22 protein-coding genes are annotated in these 18,312 nt (G+C 68.9%); 9 read left to right on the forward strand and 13 right to left on the reverse strand.

All coding sequences use genetic code 11. From position 1 onward, the window contains the following. Positions 1 to 76: 76 nt before the first annotated feature. Positions 77 to 703 carry a type VII secretion system-associated protein gene (locus tag IE302_RS22620; RefSeq protein ID WP_191256914.1) on the reverse strand — a complete coding sequence of 209 codons (627 nt, stop codon included), beginning with the start codon at positions 701 to 703 and terminating at the stop codon, positions 77 to 79. 53 nt (positions 704 to 756) lie between these two features. Here IE302_RS22620 and IE302_RS22625 point away from each other — a divergent pair, with 53 nt between their 5' ends. Continuing rightward, complete coding sequence (locus IE302_RS22625) at positions 757 to 1,137, forward strand: sterol carrier family protein (RefSeq protein ID WP_191256494.1); 381 nt, start codon at positions 757 to 759, stop codon at positions 1,135 to 1,137. Between the two features lie 93 nt (positions 1,138 to 1,230). Here the strand turns inward: IE302_RS22625 and IE302_RS22630 are convergent, their stop codons facing one another. Next, positions 1,231 to 2,028, reverse strand: a complete 798-nt coding sequence (locus IE302_RS22630; protein ID WP_191256495.1) for an SAM-dependent methyltransferase — start codon at positions 2,026 to 2,028, stop codon at positions 1,231 to 1,233. A gap of 203 nt (positions 2,029 to 2,231) precedes the next feature. Between IE302_RS22630 and IE302_RS22635 the strand changes: the two genes are divergently transcribed. From IE302_RS22635 to arfB, 6 genes are all read left to right on the forward strand, one after another. Then, on the forward strand, positions 2,232 to 3,110 hold the full coding sequence (locus IE302_RS22635; RefSeq protein WP_191256496.1) for a Sco1979 family transcriptional regulator: 879 nt from the start codon (positions 2,232 to 2,234) through the stop codon (positions 3,108 to 3,110). A 285-nt stretch (positions 3,111 to 3,395) separates the two neighbouring features. Continuing rightward, positions 3,396 to 3,635: a DUF397 domain-containing protein gene (locus tag IE302_RS22640; protein WP_005152616.1), complete on the forward strand. Its 240-nt coding sequence runs from the start codon at positions 3,396 to 3,398 to the stop codon at positions 3,633 to 3,635. Further along, complete coding sequence (locus tag IE302_RS22645) at positions 3,619 to 4,020, forward strand: hypothetical protein (protein WP_191256497.1); 402 nt, start codon at positions 3,619 to 3,621, stop codon at positions 4,018 to 4,020. The genes IE302_RS22640 and IE302_RS22645 overlap by 17 nt, the downstream gene beginning before the upstream one ends. A 206-nt stretch (positions 4,021 to 4,226) precedes the next feature. Then, on the forward strand, positions 4,227 to 5,765 hold the full coding sequence (gene purF, locus IE302_RS22650; RefSeq protein WP_191256498.1) for an amidophosphoribosyltransferase: 1,539 nt from the start codon (positions 4,227 to 4,229) through the stop codon (positions 5,763 to 5,765). A 30-nt stretch (positions 5,766 to 5,795) separates the two neighbouring features. Then, positions 5,796 to 6,866, forward strand: coding sequence for a phosphoribosylformylglycinamidine cyclo-ligase (purM, locus tag IE302_RS22655; protein WP_191256499.1), 1,071 nt, complete (start codon positions 5,796 to 5,798; stop codon positions 6,864 to 6,866). Positions 6,867 to 6,901: 35 nt separating this feature from the next. Continuing rightward, positions 6,902 to 7,333 carry an alternative ribosome rescue aminoacyl-tRNA hydrolase ArfB gene (gene arfB, locus IE302_RS22660; RefSeq protein WP_229907903.1) on the forward strand — a complete coding sequence of 144 codons (432 nt, stop codon included), beginning with the start codon at positions 6,902 to 6,904 and terminating at the stop codon, positions 7,331 to 7,333. Here arfB and IE302_RS22665 read toward each other — a convergent pair. From IE302_RS22665 to IE302_RS22685, 5 genes are all read right to left on the reverse strand, one after another. Next, positions 7,322 to 8,080, reverse strand: a complete 759-nt coding sequence (locus IE302_RS22665; protein WP_191256500.1) for a GNAT family N-acetyltransferase — start codon at positions 8,078 to 8,080, stop codon at positions 7,322 to 7,324. The two genes, arfB and IE302_RS22665, sit on opposite strands and share 12 nt — an antisense overlap. Before the next feature lie 180 nt (positions 8,081 to 8,260). Next, on the reverse strand, positions 8,261 to 8,911 hold the full coding sequence (locus IE302_RS22670) for a VanZ family protein (RefSeq protein WP_191256501.1): 651 nt from the start codon (positions 8,909 to 8,911) through the stop codon (positions 8,261 to 8,263). Between the two features lie 222 nt (positions 8,912 to 9,133). After that, complete coding sequence (locus IE302_RS22675) at positions 9,134 to 10,033, reverse strand: Gfo/Idh/MocA family protein (protein ID WP_191256502.1); 900 nt, start codon at positions 10,031 to 10,033, stop codon at positions 9,134 to 9,136. A 118-nt stretch (positions 10,034 to 10,151) separates the two neighbouring features. After that, the gene (locus IE302_RS22680; RefSeq protein WP_191256503.1) at positions 10,152 to 11,012 is read right to left on the reverse strand and encodes a 3-hydroxybutyryl-CoA dehydrogenase; all 861 of its coding nucleotides are present in this window, start codon (positions 11,010 to 11,012) and stop codon (positions 10,152 to 10,154) included. A gap of 90 nt (positions 11,013 to 11,102) precedes the next feature. Further along, on the reverse strand, positions 11,103 to 11,288 hold the full coding sequence (locus tag IE302_RS22685; protein ID WP_007032561.1) for a DUF3073 domain-containing protein: 186 nt from the start codon (positions 11,286 to 11,288) through the stop codon (positions 11,103 to 11,105). 207 nt (positions 11,289 to 11,495) lie between these two features. Between IE302_RS22685 and IE302_RS22690 the strand changes: the two genes are divergently transcribed. After that, complete coding sequence (locus IE302_RS22690) at positions 11,496 to 12,395, forward strand: DUF8083 family protein (protein WP_191256504.1); 900 nt, start codon at positions 11,496 to 11,498, stop codon at positions 12,393 to 12,395. Here the strand turns inward: IE302_RS22690 and IE302_RS22695 are convergent. The 3 genes from IE302_RS22695 to ygfZ all read right to left on the reverse strand — a co-directional run bounded on the left by IE302_RS22695 (position 12,392) and on the right by ygfZ (position 15,546). Next, positions 12,392 to 13,339, reverse strand: coding sequence for an asparaginase (locus IE302_RS22695; protein ID WP_191256505.1), 948 nt, complete (start codon positions 13,337 to 13,339; stop codon positions 12,392 to 12,394). The two genes, IE302_RS22690 and IE302_RS22695, sit on opposite strands and share 4 nt — an antisense overlap. Continuing rightward, positions 13,336 to 13,899, reverse strand: coding sequence for an RsiG family protein (locus IE302_RS22700; RefSeq protein WP_005152640.1), 564 nt, complete (start codon positions 13,897 to 13,899; stop codon positions 13,336 to 13,338). Before IE302_RS22700 ends, IE302_RS22695 begins: the two co-directional genes overlap by 4 nt. Positions 13,900 to 14,418: 519 nt before the next feature. Beyond that, positions 14,419 to 15,546 carry a CAF17-like 4Fe-4S cluster assembly/insertion protein YgfZ gene (ygfZ, locus tag IE302_RS22705; RefSeq protein WP_191256506.1) on the reverse strand — a complete coding sequence of 376 codons (1,128 nt, stop codon included), beginning with the start codon at positions 15,544 to 15,546 and terminating at the stop codon, positions 14,419 to 14,421. A 30-nt stretch (positions 15,547 to 15,576) separates the two neighbouring features. Here ygfZ and IE302_RS22710 point away from each other — a divergent pair, with 30 nt between their 5' ends. Further along, a complete protein-coding gene (locus IE302_RS22710) occupies positions 15,577 to 16,431 on the forward strand; it encodes an aminodeoxychorismate lyase (protein ID WP_191256507.1) in 855 nt (284 codons plus the stop codon). Here the strand turns inward: IE302_RS22710 and IE302_RS22715 are convergent. Genes IE302_RS22715 through pxpB form a run of 3 tightly spaced genes read right to left on the reverse strand, consistent with a single transcriptional unit; the run spans position 16,424 to position 18,305 of the window. Next, the gene (locus IE302_RS22715) at positions 16,424 to 16,837 is read right to left on the reverse strand and encodes a hypothetical protein (protein ID WP_191256508.1); all 414 of its coding nucleotides are present in this window, start codon (positions 16,835 to 16,837) and stop codon (positions 16,424 to 16,426) included. The genes IE302_RS22710 and IE302_RS22715 overlap by 8 nt on opposite strands. Next, positions 16,825 to 17,697 carry a 5-oxoprolinase subunit C family protein gene (locus IE302_RS22720; RefSeq protein WP_191256509.1) on the reverse strand — a complete coding sequence of 291 codons (873 nt, stop codon included), beginning with the start codon at positions 17,695 to 17,697 and terminating at the stop codon, positions 16,825 to 16,827. Before IE302_RS22720 ends, IE302_RS22715 begins: the two co-directional genes overlap by 13 nt. Continuing rightward, complete coding sequence (pxpB, locus tag IE302_RS22725; RefSeq protein ID WP_191256510.1) at positions 17,694 to 18,305, reverse strand: 5-oxoprolinase subunit PxpB; 612 nt, start codon at positions 18,303 to 18,305, stop codon at positions 17,694 to 17,696. Before pxpB ends, IE302_RS22720 begins: the two co-directional genes overlap by 4 nt. Positions 18,306 to 18,312 lie beyond the last annotated feature (7 nt).

Here is an 18,312-nt window from a genome sequence, read left to right on the forward strand (position 1 = left end):
GAATCAGCGACTCGAACATCACCCGAAAGAGTTGCTTTCGGCCCGAAAAAATTGGGCCGAGTGGGTTAATCGAGCCCTAACGACGCTCGTCCGAAAGGGCTTTGTCGAGGTGCTCCGAGGGGATGATCGCGGTGAGCCGATCGTGGGGATTGAGCGTCACGGGGTGCCCGGCGAGCAGCGGGACCATGTCCCGGCCCAGCACCGCGCGGGCGTGCGGCCATTCGCGCGGGACCAGCGCCTTGGCCGTGTACGCCGGCACCAGCACCTGGCCGTCGACGTTGTGGAAGCCGATCACCGTGCGCTGGACCGGAGAAAGGGCGTAGACGAACAGCGTCGAGTCGAGGAAGACCCGCGGCAGGTCGGCGGCCGGGCGGTGGTTCGTGCGCACCAGCTGGAGCAGCTGCTCGAGCTCGTTGCGCGGCTCCGGGAAGCCGAGCGCCTTGGGCGAGGGCCGGTACCGGTCGTTGGGGTGGAAGTCCTCGACGATCTCGCCGCCGCCGTTCACCGGGTACGCGCCGACGACCGCCCAGGACGGCACCGGGCCGTCGGGGTCGAAGGCCTCGTCGATGACATAAAGCCAGCTGTTGGGGTTGGCCTTGGCGTTGGCGCGCATCTCTTCGGTGATCTTCGGCTTGCCCTGTTTCCGCTTGCCCGCCGGGCTCGACGCCAACCGATCCGCCTCGTCCCGCTGCGCCATCGCCATCCCCACGTTCCGGGTGCCTGAAGGTTTGTTCGCGCTCACTCTACTGTTCTCCCATGGCCTCTTCGCGTTCGGTCGACCCCGCTGAGTTACGTGCCGTGATCACGGCGATTTCCCCCTGGTTGAGCGGATCCGGTCCGGAACCGGCCCGTCCCGAGCTGGCCGCGGCGGTGCGGCTGAGCCTGCGGACGCTGGCCTCGGACGCCCCGGGGAAGAGTGTCGAAGTGCGGGTGCCGCCGTTCGCGGCTGTGCAGTGTGTCGAAGGATTGCGCCATACGCGCGGAACTCCGCCGAACGTCGTCGAAACGGATCCGCGCACTTGGCTGGAACTGGCGACCGGGCTGCTCGGCTGGGCCGACGCCGTCGAGTCGGGGCGGGTCACCGCCTCCGGGACGCGCGCCGATCTGACCCACTGGCTGCCGCTGGTGCGCCTCTGAAGGTGGGCCCAACGCCTGCGATGAAAGGCCCCTTCATCGCAAATTTTGCAATGAAGGGGCCTTTCATTGCAGGCCCGAGGGCCGCGAAAGGTACTACTTCTTGCGCCCGATGCCGCCCGAGATGGTCCGCTGAGCGGCGTTGAGCTCCTTGATCCGCGGGCCGTCCGGCCACCAGTCGACGCACAGCTCGACGCCGGGCTCGACCATCTCGAGGTCGTGGAACAGCTCCTCGATCTCGGCCTTGGTGCGGAAGGTGCCCGAGCCCATCGGGCTGTGGATGAAGAAGTCCTCCATCTTGCGGGCGACCTCGGACAACTCGTCCTCCGGATCGGAGAAGTGCGAGATCGCCACGTACGAACCCGACGGCAGCGCGTCGATGTACTTCTTCATGATCTTGGCGGGCTGGTCCTTGGGCCCGCTGTAGTGGTGCAGGGTTCCCAGCTGCAGCAACGCGATCGGCTGGGTGAAGTCGATGTGCCGGCGGATGTCCGGATTCTCGAGGATCCGCTCCGGCTCGAAGATGTCGTCCGAGACGAAGTGGGTGTTCTCGTTCTCCTCGAGCAGGGCGCGCCCGTGCGCGAGCACGACCGGGTCGTTGTCGACGTAGACGACCTTGATCTCCGGGTTGATCCGCTGGACCACCTGGTGCGTGTTCTCGGCCGTCGGCAGGCCGGATCCCAGGTCGAGGAACTGGGTGATGCCCGTCTGGCTGGCGATGAACCGGCACGCGCGGATCAGGAAGCCGCGGTTCTCGGTGGCCAGGTCCTGCGCTTCCGGTGCGGCCTGCTGGACCTTGTGCAGCACCTCCCGGTCGATCTCGTAGTTGTCCTTGCCGAGCAGGAAGGCGTCGTACACCCGGGCGATGCTGGCCCGGGTCGGGTCGACACCCACTGGCACTCGTTCCGTCCGCGGCGGGGCGTCGGGCATCTTGAACCTCACAAAACTGTGTCGGAAGTCTCGGGCTCTACGTAGAGTAGAACCACGTACGCGACGGGTAAACCGAGCCGTCCCTGTCGTGTCGAGGCCCAAACGTGTACTTTCAGTAATCGGCTAGTTCCCTCGGTGAGTGTTGTCGTACGAAAGGTCCCCGGTCGATGAACGCGGTCACCCCGTCCGGCGGTGAGCAGTCCCTGGGTCCCACCGCGCGGCGGATGATCCTGGGCTCTCAGCTTCGCCGGATGCGCGAGGACGCGGGCATCACTCGCCAGGAGGCCGGGTACAGCATCCGCGGCTCCGAGTCGAAGATCAGCCGTCTCGAACTCGGCCGCGTCGGCTTCAAGGAACGCGACGTCGCCGATCTGCTGACCATGTACGGGATGACCGATCCCGCCGAGCGGCAGCAGTTCCTCGACATGGTCAAGGAGTCGAACGAGCCGGGCTGGTGGCGCCGCTACGGCGACCTGATGCCGAGCTGGTTCAACGACCTCGTCGGGCTCGAAGAGGCCGCGGCCCGGATCCAGGTCTGGGAGCCGCTGTACGTCACGGGTCTCCTGCAGACCGAGGACTACGCGCGGGCGATCATGAGCCACGGCCGCAAGGACATGGTCAACGAGCAGATCGACCGCCGGGTCGCGCTGCGGATGCGGCGGCAGAAGATGCTTTCGCGCCCGGACGCCCCGCGGTTGTGGCTGGTGCTCGACGAATCGGTGCTCCACCGGCCGATCGGCGACCGCGAGGTCCTCAAGGGCCAGATCGACTACCTGCTGGAGATGATCCAGCAGCCGAACATCTCGGTGCAGATCCTCCCGTTCGACCGGAGCGGCTACTCCGCCGACAGCGCGTTCTCGCTGCTCAGGTTCGCGGAAGAGGAATTGCCGAACATCGCCTACACCGAGTACCTGACCGGCGCGCACTACATCGACAAGCGCGACGAGATCGAGCGGTACAGCCGGGCGCTGGACATGCTCGCGGTCGACGCGGAGACGCCGGACCGCAGCCGCCAGATGCTGATGAAGCGCCGCGCGGAAATCTGAGTCACTCACCGTTGTGGGGTTACCCGCCGTCCTGGTGACGGGCGGGTTTTTCTTGTGTGCGCCCGAAAATATGATCACGAGCAGTAGTTGGTCACTCGATGGTGGCTGTGGCGATCACGCTTTGGTGGTACGAAAGAGAGCCTGAGTCATCACTGCACGCGAATTCTGCAGAAACTTCTGCACGTGCATTTACCGTTGCAGTCACACGTGCTAACTTTGGGATCACAGGCAAATGCACATGCAGATGCATCGCCCGAAGATCTCTCGTCGGGGAAGGTGGGGACCATGGCTGAACAGTTCGACAACGGCATCCCGGCCGATCGTCTTACCGGTGCGCAGTGGCGCAAAGCGAGCTACAGCAACGCGATCGGCAACTGCGTCGAGGTGGCACCGCTCGCGTCCGGCGAGATCGCGATGCGCAACTCGCGCTTCCCGACCGGGCCGGCCCTGATCTACACGCAGGCCGAGATGGCCGCGTTCCTCGCGGGTGCCAAGGATGGCGAATTCGATGACGTTCTCGGGTGACACCATCACCGCGGAAATCACCGATATCGAAAGCGGCCTGCAGGAACTGATCCACCGCGGATACCAGTTCGTGCACCCGTGCGACGCGAACGGCGAGGTCCTGGCCGTGGTCGGCGTGCGAGTCCACGACAACGTGGTCGACGTGGTCCGGCTCAACGCCGAGGACGACGTCGTCGCGACCCGCATGCCGGGTACCGAGGAAGACATCCTCGAACCCGAGGTCTGGCTGTGGCGGACCTCCGGCGACGCGGTGTCCGTGCTGACGGAACTGCTCGACCTGCCGGACGAGCGGACGCCCGGCTCGCTGTACCTCCCGGAGACCGCGTCCAAGGGATGCTGGGTTCCCGGTCGCGGCGGTACGTCGAAGTGGCTTGCCGCGGGTTAGTCACCTCCTAAGCACAGTCGACCGCCTCTGTCGAGGGGGAGCGGTCGGCTGGTCGGGGGTCGTGAGTGCCGGGCCTTGACACCCGCCCGTCACTCACGGTCATCACACGAAGCGTGTCCAGTGCCACGTCGCGCGGCGCGTTGATCTCCGGCTCACCGTTTACACTGGTGGCGGCCTGCCCTCTTTCCTCCCCTGGGAGCACCTCGGTGGTTTCCGACCCGTCCCCTGCCGGACAGCCCGTGACCGACCAGCCCGATCCGGAACCCCGCGAGGAATGCGGTGTCTTCGGTGTCTGGGCGCCCGGAGAAGAGGTCGCGAAGCTGACCTACTACGGGCTCTACGCACTTCAGCACCGCGGCCAGGAAGCGGCCGGCATCTCGGTCTCCGACGGTTCGCAGATCGTCGTCTTCAAGGATCTCGGCCTGGTCAGCCAGGTGTTCGACGAGCAGGTCCTGCAGTCGCTGCAGGGACACATCGCCGTCGGGCACTGCCGCTACTCGACCACCGGCGCGACCATCTGGGAGAACGCCCAGCCGATCTTCCGCACCACCGCCACCGGCAGCGGACTGTCCTTCGCGCACAACGGGAACCTCGTCAACACCGCGGAACTGCGCGATCGCACGGTCGAAGCCGGCCTCAAGCCGCACGCGGGCCTGACCGGTTCTTCCAGCGACTCCGACCTGGTGTGCGGGCTGCTCGCGGCCAACGCCGCCGACAAGGGCATCGAGGCCGCCGCGCTGGAACTGCTGCCCACCCTCAAGGGCGCGTTCTGCCTGGTCTTCGCCGACGAGTCCACCTTGTACGCCGCGCGCGACCCGCACGGGGTGCACCCGCTGGTACTCGGCAGGCTCGAACGGGGCTGGGTGGTCGCGAGCGAGACGGCCGCGCTGGACATCTGCGGCGCGTCGTTCGTCCGCGAGGTCGAGCCCGGTGAGCTCATCGCGATCGACGCCGAGGGCCTGCGTTCCTCGCGGTTCGCGAACCCCGAGCCCAAGGGCTGTGTCTTCGAGTACGTCTACCTCGCGCGTCCCGACACCTCGATCGCCGGGCGCAGCGTGCACGCCACCCGCGTCGAGATCGGCCGCAAGCTCGCCGCCGAACATCCGGCCGACGCCGACCTGGTCATGCCGGTGCCCGAATCCGGCACCCCGGCCGCCATCGGCTACGCGCAGGGTTCCGGCATCCCGTACGGCACCGGCCTGGTGAAGAATGCCTACGTCGGCCGCACCTTCATCCAGCCGTCGCAGACGATCCGCCAGCTGGGCATCCGGCTGAAGCTGAACCCGCTCCGCGACGTCATCCGCGGCAAGCGGCTGGTCGTGGTCGACGACTCCATCGTCCGCGGCAACACCCAGCGCGCGCTGGTCCGCATGCTGCGGGAGGCGGGCGCGCTCGAGGTGCACGTCCGGATCGCCTCGCCGCCCGTGCGCTGGCCGTGTTTCTACGGAATCGACTTCGCGTCCCGCGCCGAACTGGTGGCCAACGGCGTCGACCTCGACGGCATCCGCCGTTCCATCGGCGCGGACACCCTGGGCTACATCTCCCTGGACGGACTGGTCGCGGCTTCGGAACAGCCGAAGTCGCGCTTGTGCACCGCCTGCTTCTCCGGCGAGTACCCGATCGCGCTCCCCGAGGACGCGCTGATCGGGAAGCACCTGCTGGAAAGCCTGGACTCGGTCAATGGCGCGGCGAAGCCCGTCAGCCCTGCCGGGTACGGTGCTGAAGACGCCATCCGGCGTCCCTAGTCCTTTCTTCCAGAGTTGGAGTCCGCTTCCGTGAGCGAGTCCACGAGCGCCACGTACGCCGCCGCCGGCGTCAGCATCGACGCCGGTGACAAAGCCGTCGAGCTGCTCAAACCACACGCCGAGAGGGCCACGAGGCCCGAGGTGATGGGTGGGGTCGGCGGTTTCGCCGGGCTGTTCTCCCTGAAGCTGGACAAGTGGAAAGAGCCGGTGCTGGCCTCGTCGACCGACGGGGTCGGCACCAAGATCGCCGTCGCGCAGGCGCTCGACAAGCACGACACCGTCGGCATCGACCTGGTCGCGATGGTCGTCGACGACCTGGTCGTCACCGGCGCCGAGCCGCTGTTCATGCAGGACTACATCGCGGTCGGCAAGGTCGTGCCGGAGAAGATCGCGGCACTGGTCGGCGGCATCGCCGAAGGCTGTGTCCAGGCGGGTTGCGCGCTGCTCGGCGGCGAGACCGCGGAGCACCCCGGCCTGATGGGCGAGCACGACTACGACCTCTCGGGCACCGGCATCGGTGTCGTCGAGGCGTCGAAGGTGCTCGGCCCGGAGCGGGTCCGCCCCGGCGACGTCGTCCTCGCGCTCGGTTCGTCCGGCCTGCACTCCAACGGCTACTCGCTCGCCCGGCACGTGCTGCTGGACATCGCGCGCATGCCGCTCGACGGGCACGTCGAGGAGTTCGGCCGCTCGCTGGGCGAGGAGATGCTGGAGCCGACGAAGATCTACGCGAAGGACTGCCTCGCGCTGGTGGCCGAGGCCGACGTCCGCACGTTCGCGCACGTCACGGGCGGCGGGCTGGAGCAGAACCTCGCCCGCGTCATGCCGCGTGGCCTGGTCGCGCGGCTCGAACGCGGCACCTGGACCCCGGCGCCGGTGTTCGCGCTGATCGGCCACCGCGGCAAGGTCGAGCGCGCCGAACTGGAGAAGACGTTCAACATGGGCGTCGGCATGGTCGCGATCGTCGGCCCAGACGACGTCGACCGCGCGCTCGCGATGCTGACCGCGCGGCACGTGCCGGCGTGGATCCTCGGCGACGTGCAGCCCGCGGAGGACCCGGACGGCCCGCGCGCCGTGCTCTCCGGTGACCACCCTCGCTTCTGATTTAACGATTTGGGCCCTGGTGTCACACTGGTTCCGTGGCTGATGACGTGGTGGTCGGCACCCGGTTCGTGATCCCGGGTGCCGAATTGAGCGAACGGTTCTCCCGGTCTTCGGGTCCGGGTGGGCAGGGCGTGAACACCACGGACTCGCGGGTCGAGCTGTCCTTCGACGTGGCCGGTTCGGCGTCCGTCCCGGAACATCTCCGGGCCCGGATGCTGGACCGGCTTTCGTCGCGCCTGGTCGAAGGCGTCGTCACGATCGCCGCGTCCGAACACCGCTCCCAGCTGATGAACCGGGAAGCGGCGCGGGCGCGGCTGGTGATGTTGCTGCTGGACGCGGCGGCGCCCCCGGCCGCCAAGCGGCGTCCCACCAAACCTTCACGCGGTTCGAAGGAACGCCGCCTGGCCTCGAAGAAGCGCCGCGGCGAGGTCAAGAAGTCACGCCGCGGCGGCTATTCAGACGACTGACAGGTGCACGCATTCGGCCGCGATCTCAAAGCCGACCCGGCCGTAGACGCGTTCCGCCTGCCCGGCGCCCGGTGTCAGGAACACCGACCGGCCGCCGCGAGCGTGGGCTTCCCGCGTCAGGTACTCCGTCATCGCCGCGGCGATCCCGCGGCTCCGGTACCGCTCCAGCACCCCGATGCCCGCGACCTCCGTCGCGCCGTCGAGGATCGGGGTCGCGACCCCGCCGCCGACGACCTCGCCACTTTCGTCGACCGCCATCACCGACAGGGTCGCGCCGCTCAGCTGATCCGGCGACGGGTCGAGGTGCTGATCGGGATCGGTCTCCCCGAACGCCAGGTTCTGCGCCCGGATCATCCGCCGGAGCTCGTCGGCGGTCTTCGGGGTGACCAGGCTGATCCCGGCCGGTTTCGGCTGTTCGACGACCTGCTCCGGAGTGCAGATCATCAACGGGACCCGCCGTTCCAGTGTGTAGCCGCACTCGACGAGCACGGCTTCGGCGGCCGGAACGGCCTCGGTCAGGAACTCCAGACGCGGCATGAGACCGCGGTCGCGGAACGCTTTGGTGAGCGCGGCGACGTCGTCGTGAGTGGGGACGGCGCCGTCGTCGGGGATCGCGTAGTTGAGGAACGGGCTGGTGGCCTCGAGGTAGTACGTGGCCAGGAAGGGCCCGATCCGCTCGGTTTCGCGGAACTTCGCCGCGGTGATGCGGATGTAAGACTGCAAAGCACGAATATTCTCGGAACGCACTGGTGAAAAGCCTTTCAGGCAAGAGAAAGAGACGCACGGGAGGATCCGCGTGCGTGGTGGAGCTGGCGTTGGGCGCCGGCTAGCTCGTGCCGACCCCGCTGAAGGCGTCAGGCATGAGGCATCCCTCTTCTCTGGTCAGGAAGGGCTTACGCGCTTACTTTCGCACGAGGGGCAAGCGATTTACCTGCGCTGCGGATGCGCGATGCTCGAATACCGCTCGTCCCACACCGACCTCGGGACCCGCAGCCGGACCGGGGCGTCGCATACCCGCCGGACCTGCGCCGGGATCTTCACCGGCGGCCGGACGTCCAGGAGACTCCAGAGACGTTTGCTCAGCAAGGAACCCGCCACCGCGCCCAGCGTGTTCAGCAGGACGTCGTCGGCCGAAGTCACCCTGCCCGCTTGTATCAGATATTGCGTACCCTCCACCAGCACCGAGACGGCCAGCGCGCCCAGCGCGATCCGGCCCAGTGACCGAAGACGGCGGGACCGCAACGGGAGCAGCGCGCCGAGCGGGCTCAGCATGAGGAAGTTGCCCAGCGCCTGCCAGAGATTGGCGCCGTCGCTCAGCGCGAGACGCAGGTCGGTGCCGGGTTCGAGGTTCAGCCTGCTGCCTTCCGCGCCGGTCACCGGCATCGTGACCAGGCACAACACCAGGAAGCAGGTCAAGGCGAGTGTCATGTCCACGGCGGCTGTCGCCGACGCGGTGAAGCGGTCGGCTTGTCTTCGCCGTCGGTGCGCCGCGAGCAGCGGCCATCCGAGCAACGCGTATGGAACCGCGGTGATCACCAGCGGGATCATCGCGCCGAAAGCGCGGAGCAGCTCACCCATGGCCTTCCTTTCCGGAGCGCCCAAGATCACCTTCGCATCACAAGATCGACTCGGCATGACGGAGCGACCGCTCTAAGAGGTGATCTTTTCCGGTGGCGGAAAAGGGTTTCCCATGCTCGTTACCGTCCACAAAGGAACCTGTGGACAAACCTGTGGATGGCCGTGAAGTAACCGGAAGAAGGCGTTATCGCACAAGGAAAAGCCTTGTGAGTGACCTGTGTACTACTTGCCGTGTCCGACGAGCTCGCGCGCGCGTTCGATCAGCTTCTGGAGGTGAAGACCCCGGCGCACGTCACAGGGGTGGGACGTCGTCCCGCTCGCCGCCATCGCGGCGAAATCGTCCAGGAGCGCGGTGTACGACTCGCCGGCCGACCCCGGTTTCCGGCCCAAGGTGCGGTAGCCGTGCTCGCCGTAAACGGCCACTTCGACGACCGTCGGCTGGATCGGCAGCCGCAGCGACAGAGTCGCCGTACTGGTGGCGCCACCCGCGTGGGCGAACAGGAACTGCCACAGATCGTCATCGGTCCGGTCGGCGGCGAGCACCTCGGTGATCTCGCCGAGCGCCGCGTCCAGCAGATCGAAGGCGTGCGGGCCGATGTCGGCGAGCGCTCCGGAGTCGTGCCGCCACGCGGACGACTGGTACTGCCCGCCGAGCAACGCGCCCGAAAGCCACCGCGCCCCGCCGCCGCGCCAGCCGCCCGCCTCCTTGATGCCGTCGAGCCACTCGCGGGTCATCGGGGAGAAACGCAAGGTCAGGACCACGAGAGCGGCCACCCCCGCGGCGTCCACGGCGTCCGCGAGCCGCTTCGCGCCGTCGAGATCCGCGGCGATCGGCTTCTCCAGGATGAGATGCTTGCCCGCTTCGGCCGCCTTGACCGCCAGCTCCGCCTGAACGGCAGGCGGCACCGCGAACGCGACCGCGTCGACCTGGTCGAGCAGTTCCTCGAAGCTGTCGACGGCCTGGGCACCGTGCGCGTCGGCCAGCTCTTTCGCGGCTTCGGGACGCCTGGTCCAGACCGCGCTCAACGTGGTGCCGGGGTGATCGGCGAGGCCCGGCGCGTGCACCGTCTTCGCCCACGGACCCGCCCCGACCAGACCCGCGCGCAGCTGTCCCTGTCCCACGACGCCAAGTCTAGGTGTGCCGCCTGCCTGCCCGGCTTCGACCACCCGCATTTAGTCCTCTGGATGCGGTCCTTGCTTGCGCAACTACCGCATCCAGAGGACTAAATGCGTAGGTGGGTCAGGAGTAGCTGTAGAACCCGCGGCCGGTCTTCTTGCCGAGCAGGCCGGCGTCGACCATGCGCAGCAGCAGCGGCGGCGAGGAGTACAGCGGCTCCTTGAACTCGGCGTACATCGAGTCCGCGATCGCCTTGATGGTGTCCAGGCCGATCAGGTCCGACAGCCGCAGCGGCCCCATCGGGTGCGCGGTGCCCAGCTCCATGCCGCGGTCGATGTCCTCGGCCGACGCGAAGCCCGACTCGATCATCCGGATCGCCGAAAGCAGGTACGGCACGAGCAGCGAGTTCACGATGAACCCGGCGCGGTCCTGCGACCGGATCACCGTCTTGTTCAGCGCCGTCGTCGCGTGCTCCTCCGCGCGGCGGGCGGTGTCGTCGCTGGTCAGCAGCGAGGGCACCAGCTCGACGAGCGGCAGCACCGGGACCGGGTTGAAGAAGTGGATGCCGATCACCTGCTGCGGGCGGTTGGTCGCCATCCCGAGCTTCATGATCGGGATCGACGAGGTGTTGGACGCGAACACCGCGTCCTCCCGCTCGACGATCTTGTCCAGCGACCGGAACACCTCTACCTTGGCCTGCTCCTGTTCCAGGATGGCCTCGATCACGAGGTCACGATCGGCGAACTCGCCCATCTCGGTGGTGAAGCGGAGCCGTCCGAGCGCCGCGTCGGCGTCTTCCTGTGAGAGCTTCCCGTTCTTGACGCCGCGTTGCAGCGACTTCTCGATCCGCGCCCGCCCGGAGTCCAGCGCCGGCTGGTTCACCTCGGTGACGATCACGTCCAGACCGGCCCGCGCGTGCACCTCGGCGATGCCCGAGCCCATCAGCCCGGCTCCGATGACACCTACTCGCGCTACGTCAGACATGGCACCTCTCTCCATATTTTGGGCAGCACGCGACACGCGAGGGTGGTCACCGGGACAAGCCCGGATCCACCCTCGCGTGTCACGCGTTGCTCAGCGGCGGTATTCGTCGTACCCGTCGTACGGGTCGTCGTCGTACCGCTTGTCGTCCTCGTGCCTGTCTTCCGAGGAACTACTGGACAGCTCGCGCTGCAAAGCATCGAAGTCGGTTTCGTGCGAGCTGTACTTGAGCTCGCGCGCCACCTTCGTCTGCTTGGCCTTAGCCCGGCCGCGCCCCATGGCTCGACCCCCTCGCACAGGGGCGGGGCGGCCGGGGGAATCGGCGGCCCCGCATCGTCTCGACAATTATTTCCTGCTGACACCGTACCGTGTCTGGGGGGTTGGATGCGACGTGGCACGGTGTGCCGGTGGCGACAGTGTTCACGGAACGCCGGTTACCGGCCGGTCGGTGGCGATAGTCGCAGGTCGGCGTGCCACGATGCTCCTGTGCCCCGTCCGTTCGCGGCTTATCTCCGCGTCTATGAGCCCCTGCTCGCGCTGGGTGATCCACCGGACGAACGCCTGCTCGAGGCCGTCGAAGCGGCCCGGCTCGATCGTTCGGCCGCGGGCGAGCGCGAACAGGCATTGTGGCTCAAGTCACAGCATGTCGGACGGCTGCTGCCCGCCGAACTCGCGGACGGCCGTGCCGCGCCCAGCCTCGTCACCGACATCCTCGTCCTGGACCCCGAAGACGTGCCGGAGGGTGAGCACGGCGACGCCGGTCCGGGGCCGCTGATCTGCCCGATGGAGATCCGCGCCCGCTCGGCGGCGGCGCTGGTGACCTTTCTCGGCGACGCGCATCCCGCGCTGAAGAACGCGGTGCTCGACGCCGGCGGCGCGTCGCTCGACATGATCCGCTCCCGGGCGAAGTCCGCCATCGGCGATCTGTCCGCTTCGGCGTCGCACACGCTCTCGACGACGTGGACCGTCCCGCTGCCGTGGTTCGTGCTGTTCGACCCCGGGATGCGCCGGGTCAAACTGGGCAAGGGCCGCGACGACCCCGAGCGCGAGGTGTCGTGGCGGGTGTCCATCGCCGACGCGCGGTACCGCGCGCGCGAGGTCGGTGACCTGCTCGAAGCCACTTTCGGTGACTCAGGGCCTGGTCGGGTGCTGCTTGAGACGCGACGCTGGCTCGACAGCTTCCACCCCGGCTCTGCGGTCGAGCTCGATTACGGCGGTCTCGTGCAGCTCTTCGCCGACTCGATCCTGCAGGCCGACACGACCGCCGAAGAGGTGCACGACATCCTCGACGCGCTCCGCACCGGCAACGTCGACGAACTGGCGGAACTGTTCGCCGACCTGCGGGACTTCTGGGGAGACCTGGCCGCGCGGGAACGCGCGAACTAGCCGAAGAGGCCGGCGGTGACCCTCAGCTCGCCGACCGGTTTCCCGCCGCCCAAGACCGCGTTGCGGGCGAGGTCGTTCGCTTCGTCGCCCGGGTCGATGCCGAGGTGACGCAGGGTCGCGAGCAGTAGCGGGATCCGTGCCCGCGCGCTGCCGTCGTCGATCTTCAGTGCCAGCGCGGTGCCGTCCGGCAGGGCGAACGCGTGCACTCCCTCGGCGCCACCCTTCGAGAGCAGGCCTTCGACGCCGCGCATCAGCACGGTGTCCTCGCGGCCGGTGCCCGCGACCTGCCACGGATACGCGCGGATGGCGTCCGCGACCCGGCGGTCCGGTCCGCCCATCGCGGTGACCAGCCTGCCGAAGGACCGGGCGAGGCCGGTGAGGGAGAACGCGAAGAGCGGGGCGCCGCAGCCGTCGACGCCGACGGTCTCGATCGTCTCGCTGGTGAGGTCGCCGATGGTGTCCTGGATGACCTTCTGCAGCGGATGGGCCGCGGCCGCGTAATCCTCGGTGGACCAGCCGAGTTGCGTGCAGGTCGTGAGCATCGCGGCGTGCTTGCCGGAGCAGTTCATGGCGGCGCGGCGTTTCCCCGCCACGGCCACGGCCAGCATGCTCGGCTCGTGCAGCGGGAACGCGGGCGGGCAGGCCAGCGCGTCCTCGGTCAGCCCCGCGCGGGAAAGCATCGACAAGGCGCCTTCGACGTGGCCGGGCTCGCCGTTGTGCGATCCGCAGCCCAGCGCGAGGTCCTCGTCGCCGATCGTGAGGCCGGCGCGCAGCATCCCGACGGCCTGGAGCGGTTTGTTGGACGAGCGGGGGTAGACCGGGCGCTCGATGTCGCCCGCGGAGAACCGCACCGACCCGTCCGGAGCGGTGATCACGAGCGCGCCGCGGTGCGTGCTCTCCACGAAACCGGATCGGACGACCTCGACCAGGACGGGATTCGTCACTCGGACCCGCCGCGTTCGGTGTCGAGCAGATCGTCGACCGACGCCGTGCCCTTGCGGTAGCGAGTCGCGATCTCGGCGTTGATCGTGTCCATCACGCCCTGCACCTCGCGGCGGTACGAGGAGACGGAGACCTCTTCGTCGGCGTACCGGTTGAGGGCGTTGAGCAGCTTCTCGTCCGAGAGCGTGCTGACGTCGGAAAGGTCCGTGTCGCCGATGAGCGCCTCGGCGAACCGCCGGTGCTCGCCCGCGCGGGACGGCTCCAGCCGCTGATGCCTGCCCGACCCCGTGGCCGGGCCGATCGCGTTGTCCGCCAGGATCGCGGCCAGCCGCTCGACGACACTGCTTTCGCCGCCCGAACTCCGGCGCTCCTGCTCGGCCCGGACGATGTCGATCCGCGCGTGCAGCAGACGCCGCAGGTACGACAGGTCGGTCTCCTCCTGCGCGGCCTCGTCACGGCGCTCGCGCAGCACGGAGAGAGTCAGCTCGCCGAGGTCGCTGAGATACCCAGGGCCGAGCACGCGGTCGATACGACGGCGACCACCGGGCCGGACTTCGATCACGCGCGTAGCTTATCGCGCTCACGCCGAAATGTTCCGCAGGGAGCGATACCACAAGGATCTCTGCCCCTCCCGACACCCTCCTCTGCGCTGCCGCTCCTTCGGTCCCTTCCAGAGCGCGCCCCCCACCCGTCCCGGGGGCGGCCCCACGTCCAGTCTACCGGGGGTGGAGGGGGAAAAGTGCTGGTCGGCGGGGTTGTCCACAGGTGGGCGGGGTTGTGGACAGCTTGGGGAGTGGGTGAAGGGGTCTTTCGCCGCAGTGACGTGGGGAAGGCGCCCTTCGCGGCGTGAGATGTGGGGAAAGGCCCCTTCGGCCCCCGTCGGAAGGTAGGGCGGGCGAGCGGCGGGGTGCGGCAGTACATGAAGGCCCCCTTGCTTGCGCCAGGCGCAAGCAAGGGGGCCTTCATGTACTTGGTCGTGAGTGAAGGTCGAGTTTCCTGCGCTCAGCCGAGGCAAGGGGGCCTTCACGGACCGAACCGAGACCGAGACCCAAGATCGAGAACCCGAGCAAAAAAAGCAGGCTCAGCCCCGCAGCCGCTGAGCGGCCTCCCGGCCCGGAGCGGGAGCCTCACCCGGCACCGAGTCCGGATCGATGGCCGCCTGCACGACGCGGTCCTCGGCGCCGACCAGCAGTTCGGCACCCGGTCGCGTCGAGCGTTTGACCAGCGCCAGCGCGATCGGTCCCAGCTCGTGGTGCTGCACCACGCTGCCCACGCGCCCGACCGTCCGCTCGCCGAGGACCACCGGGTCACCGGTTTCCGGCGTGATCTCCGGCGAACCGTCCAGGTGCAGCAGCGCCATGTACCGCGGCGGCCGCCCGACGTTGTGGACCTTCGCGACGGTCTCTTGCCCGCGGTAGCAGCCCTTCGCCACGTGCGCGGCGGAGTCGACCCAGTTCACCTCGTGCGGGATCGTGCGCTCGTCGGTGTCGATCCCCAGCCGCGGCCGTAGCGACTCGACCCGCAGCGCGTCGAAAGCCCAGCTGCCGGCCGGGCGCGCACCCGCGTCGGTCAGGCGGCGCCACCAGTCGGCGAGTTCGGCGCGGGGCACGGCGAGGTCGACGCTGTGCCGCCCCGGCCACGGCATCCGCCGCGCGAACCCACCGGGGATCGGCGCGACGGAGTACGCCTCGGCCCCCAGCGAGACCCCCACGGAGTCCAGGACCCGGTCCGCGTCGGGGCCGAGGACGCTCAGCAGCGCCAGTTCCCCCGACACGTCGTGGATGTCCACTTTGGACCAGAACTTCATCGCTTCGAGGTATTCGCGCAACGTCTGCTTGCCGCCGGAAGGCAGCGCGCTGGAGGCCATCGCGCCCCTGTCGCTGTCCAGCCACACCGTGCCGCCGGAATGCGCGACGACCATGTGGGTGTCGACGCGGCCCTGGCTGTCCAGCACGAGCGCCTCGGTTCCGGTGCCGTCGGCGAGCCCGGTGACGTGCTGCGAGATCACCAAATGCAGCCAGGACAACCGTTCTTCCCCGGTCACGGCCAGGATCTCGCGGTGCGAACGGTCGATCACGACCGCGCCGCGCGCCGCCGTCCGTTGCTCGGCGAAGGGGTCTCCCCAATGCCACGGGACACCCTCTTCAGGATGCCCGTCGGGTGCCGCGATCGGTCCGGGAAGGTCGAGCAAGGGGGAGCGGTAGGGCATGAAACCCATGCTAGTGAGTACCGTGTCCGCATGCGCGTGCTTGCCTTCCTCGACGGGACCCTGGCCGACCCCGAAGCCGCTCACCTGCGGGTGGACGATCTCGGGTTGCTTCGCGGTGACGGCGTGTTCGAGACGATCCTCGTCGTCGACGGACGCCCCCGTGAGCTCCGCCCGCACCTCGAGCGGCTGGCCCGTTCCGCGGCCATGCTCGACCTGCCCGAGCCGGTCCTGGCGGACTGGGAGCGCGCCGCGCAGGTCGTCATCGACAACTGGTCCGGCCCCGCCGAGATCGCGCTGAAACTGGTGTACACCAGGGGAATCGACGGCGATCCGGAAGCGAAGCCGTTCGGGTTCGCGCTCGGCGTGGAGATCGACGAGAAGGTCCTGCGGGCCCGCGTCGAAGGCGTCGCGGCGGTGACCCTCGAACGCGGTATCGAGCCCGATGTCGCCGAGCGCGCGCCGTGGCTGCTGCTGGGCGCGAAGTCGATTTCCTACGGCGTCAACATGGCCGCGCTGCGGGAAGCGGGCCGCCGCGGCGCGAGCGATGTGATTTTCACCGCCGCCGACGGTTCGGTCTTCGAAGGGCCGACTTCGACGGTCGTCCTCGCGAAGGACAAGACCCTCTACACGCCGCCGGCGACCATCGGCATCCTGCCGGGGACGACGCAGGCGGCGCTGTTCCGGGGTGCCGAGCGGGCGGGCTGGTCGGTCAAGGTCGAGCCGCTGAAGGTCTCGGACCTCACCGCGGGCGAAGGGCTGTTCCTCGCCTCGTCGGTCCGCAAGCTGACCAGGGTGCACACGCTCGACGGCGTCGCGCTCGGCGACTCCAGCGCGATCCACGCCGAGCTGGCCGCCGCGTACGAGAGCGAATACGCGATCAGTTGAGCGGGCTGATGATCAGCAGGTGCGGCAGGATCGCTTCTTCGCGGTAGGCCGCGATCTTGTGGTGCCCGTCGAGGATCACCGCGGCGTCGGCGGTCTCCAGCACGACAGCGACCGGACGGTGCCCGCTCTTGATCGCCGTCCGGTAGTAGCCGACGCGGGAGACGTCGGCGGGCGGCCAGTCGGCGCTCGGGGTCAGGTAGCGGTCCTCGGCCAGCCGCTCGGGCCCCGTGACCTGGTAGTCGCCGTCGGCGAAGAGATCGAGAAGCGGGCGGAGCGTGTCGCCGAGCGGACGCCGCATCTGGCCGGTGGCCAGCGCGATCCGCAGCGACTGCGGGAGTTCGGGCTGCGAAGGGACCGAATTCGTGTCGATGACACCCGTGCCACCGTCGACCTTTACCTGTTCCACACCCTCGTGGACGAGTGAAAGCGGAGAAGGGTTCCGGGACGGGCCTGCGCGAGTGCCGGGAGTGACGCCCGTCTCACCACCGCCGCCACCGGATAACCGCCGGTAGTTGGATGATCCGCCAAGAACACGACCGGCAGCCCGTTCGGCGGCACCTGGACGGCACCGGTCAGCAGGCCTTCGCTCGGCAGCTCCTGTTCGGCGTATTCCGCCTCGCGAGTCAACGCCGGCCCGTCGAGCCGGAGGCCGACGCGGTTGGATTCCGCGGTCACCGTCCACGTCTTCGCGAGCCCGGCCGCCGGGTCCTCGAACCAATGCGCACGCGGGCCCGGCTCGATCGGCACGACCAGCGACGCCGGCGCGACCGTGGGCAGCACGACGTCGGCGCCGCCGGGCAAGGACGGTGTGCCGAGCGGGAGGACGTCGCCCGCCTTCAGCGGAGCGGGTCCGATCTCGGAAAGGACGTCCCGCGACCGGCTGCCGAGTTCCGGGTCCACCGCGATGCCGCCGGAAACCGCCAGGTAGCAGCGCAAACCGGTGGCGGGCGCGCCGATCGTCACGACCTGACCCGGCGCCACCCACACCGGCGCGTGCGAGCCTGCCGCGCGCCCGTCGACTTCGACGTCGACGGCGGGGCCGGTCACGGCGATCGTGCAGGACGTCTTCGCACGCAAACTCAGCCCGCCGAACAGGCACTCGACACCCGCGGCGTCTTCGTCGTTGCCGACGAGCCGGTTGGCCAGCCGCAGCGCCGGGACGTCCAGCGCGCCGGACGGCGGGACGCCGAGATGCGCGTAGCCGGGCCTGCCGAGGTCCTGGACCAGCGCGAGCGGACCCGGCCGGACCACTTCGAGTGCCCTCATCCGGCGCTCCGGAACCGCACCCGGTCACCGGGCGAGAGCAGCGCGGGCGGGTCGGCGCGCGGATCGAACAGGACGGCCCGGGTGTGGCCGATCAGCCGCCAGCCACCGGGCGAGACACGCGGGTACACGCCGGTGAACTCGCCTGCGATCCCGACCGAACCCGGCGGCACCCGAGTGCGCGGGGACGGCAGTCTCGGCTGCCGGAGTGGTTCGGGAAGTCCTGTCAGGTAACCGAAACCGGGCGCGAACCCGGTGAAAGCCACGGTGTAGACGGCGCCGGTGTGCAGCCGGACGACGTCCTCAATGGACACTCCGGCGTCCCGTGCGACGAGTTCGAGGTCTTCGCCGTCGTAGGTGACGTCGAGAGTGATCTCGCGGGATTCGCCCTCAGGCGGATGTTCGAGGTCCGCTTGCTCCAGCAGGTCACGGACGGCGGCGAGGGCGTCCGAACCCGGGGTCTCCACCACGAGCAGACTGCGGGCGCCGGGGACCAACTCGGCGATCCCGGCCGGACGCGAAGACGAGACCGCGGCGTGCGCGGCGATCGTCTGCGTCAGGGAATCACAGTCGAGCAGGGCGGCGTGCTCGCCGTAGGCACGCCACCGCACGGGAGAC

It is taken from the genome of Amycolatopsis oliviviridis (genome assembly GCF_014654365.1).
Classification (GTDB): domain Bacteria; phylum Actinomycetota; class Actinomycetes; order Mycobacteriales; family Pseudonocardiaceae; genus Amycolatopsis; species Amycolatopsis oliviviridis.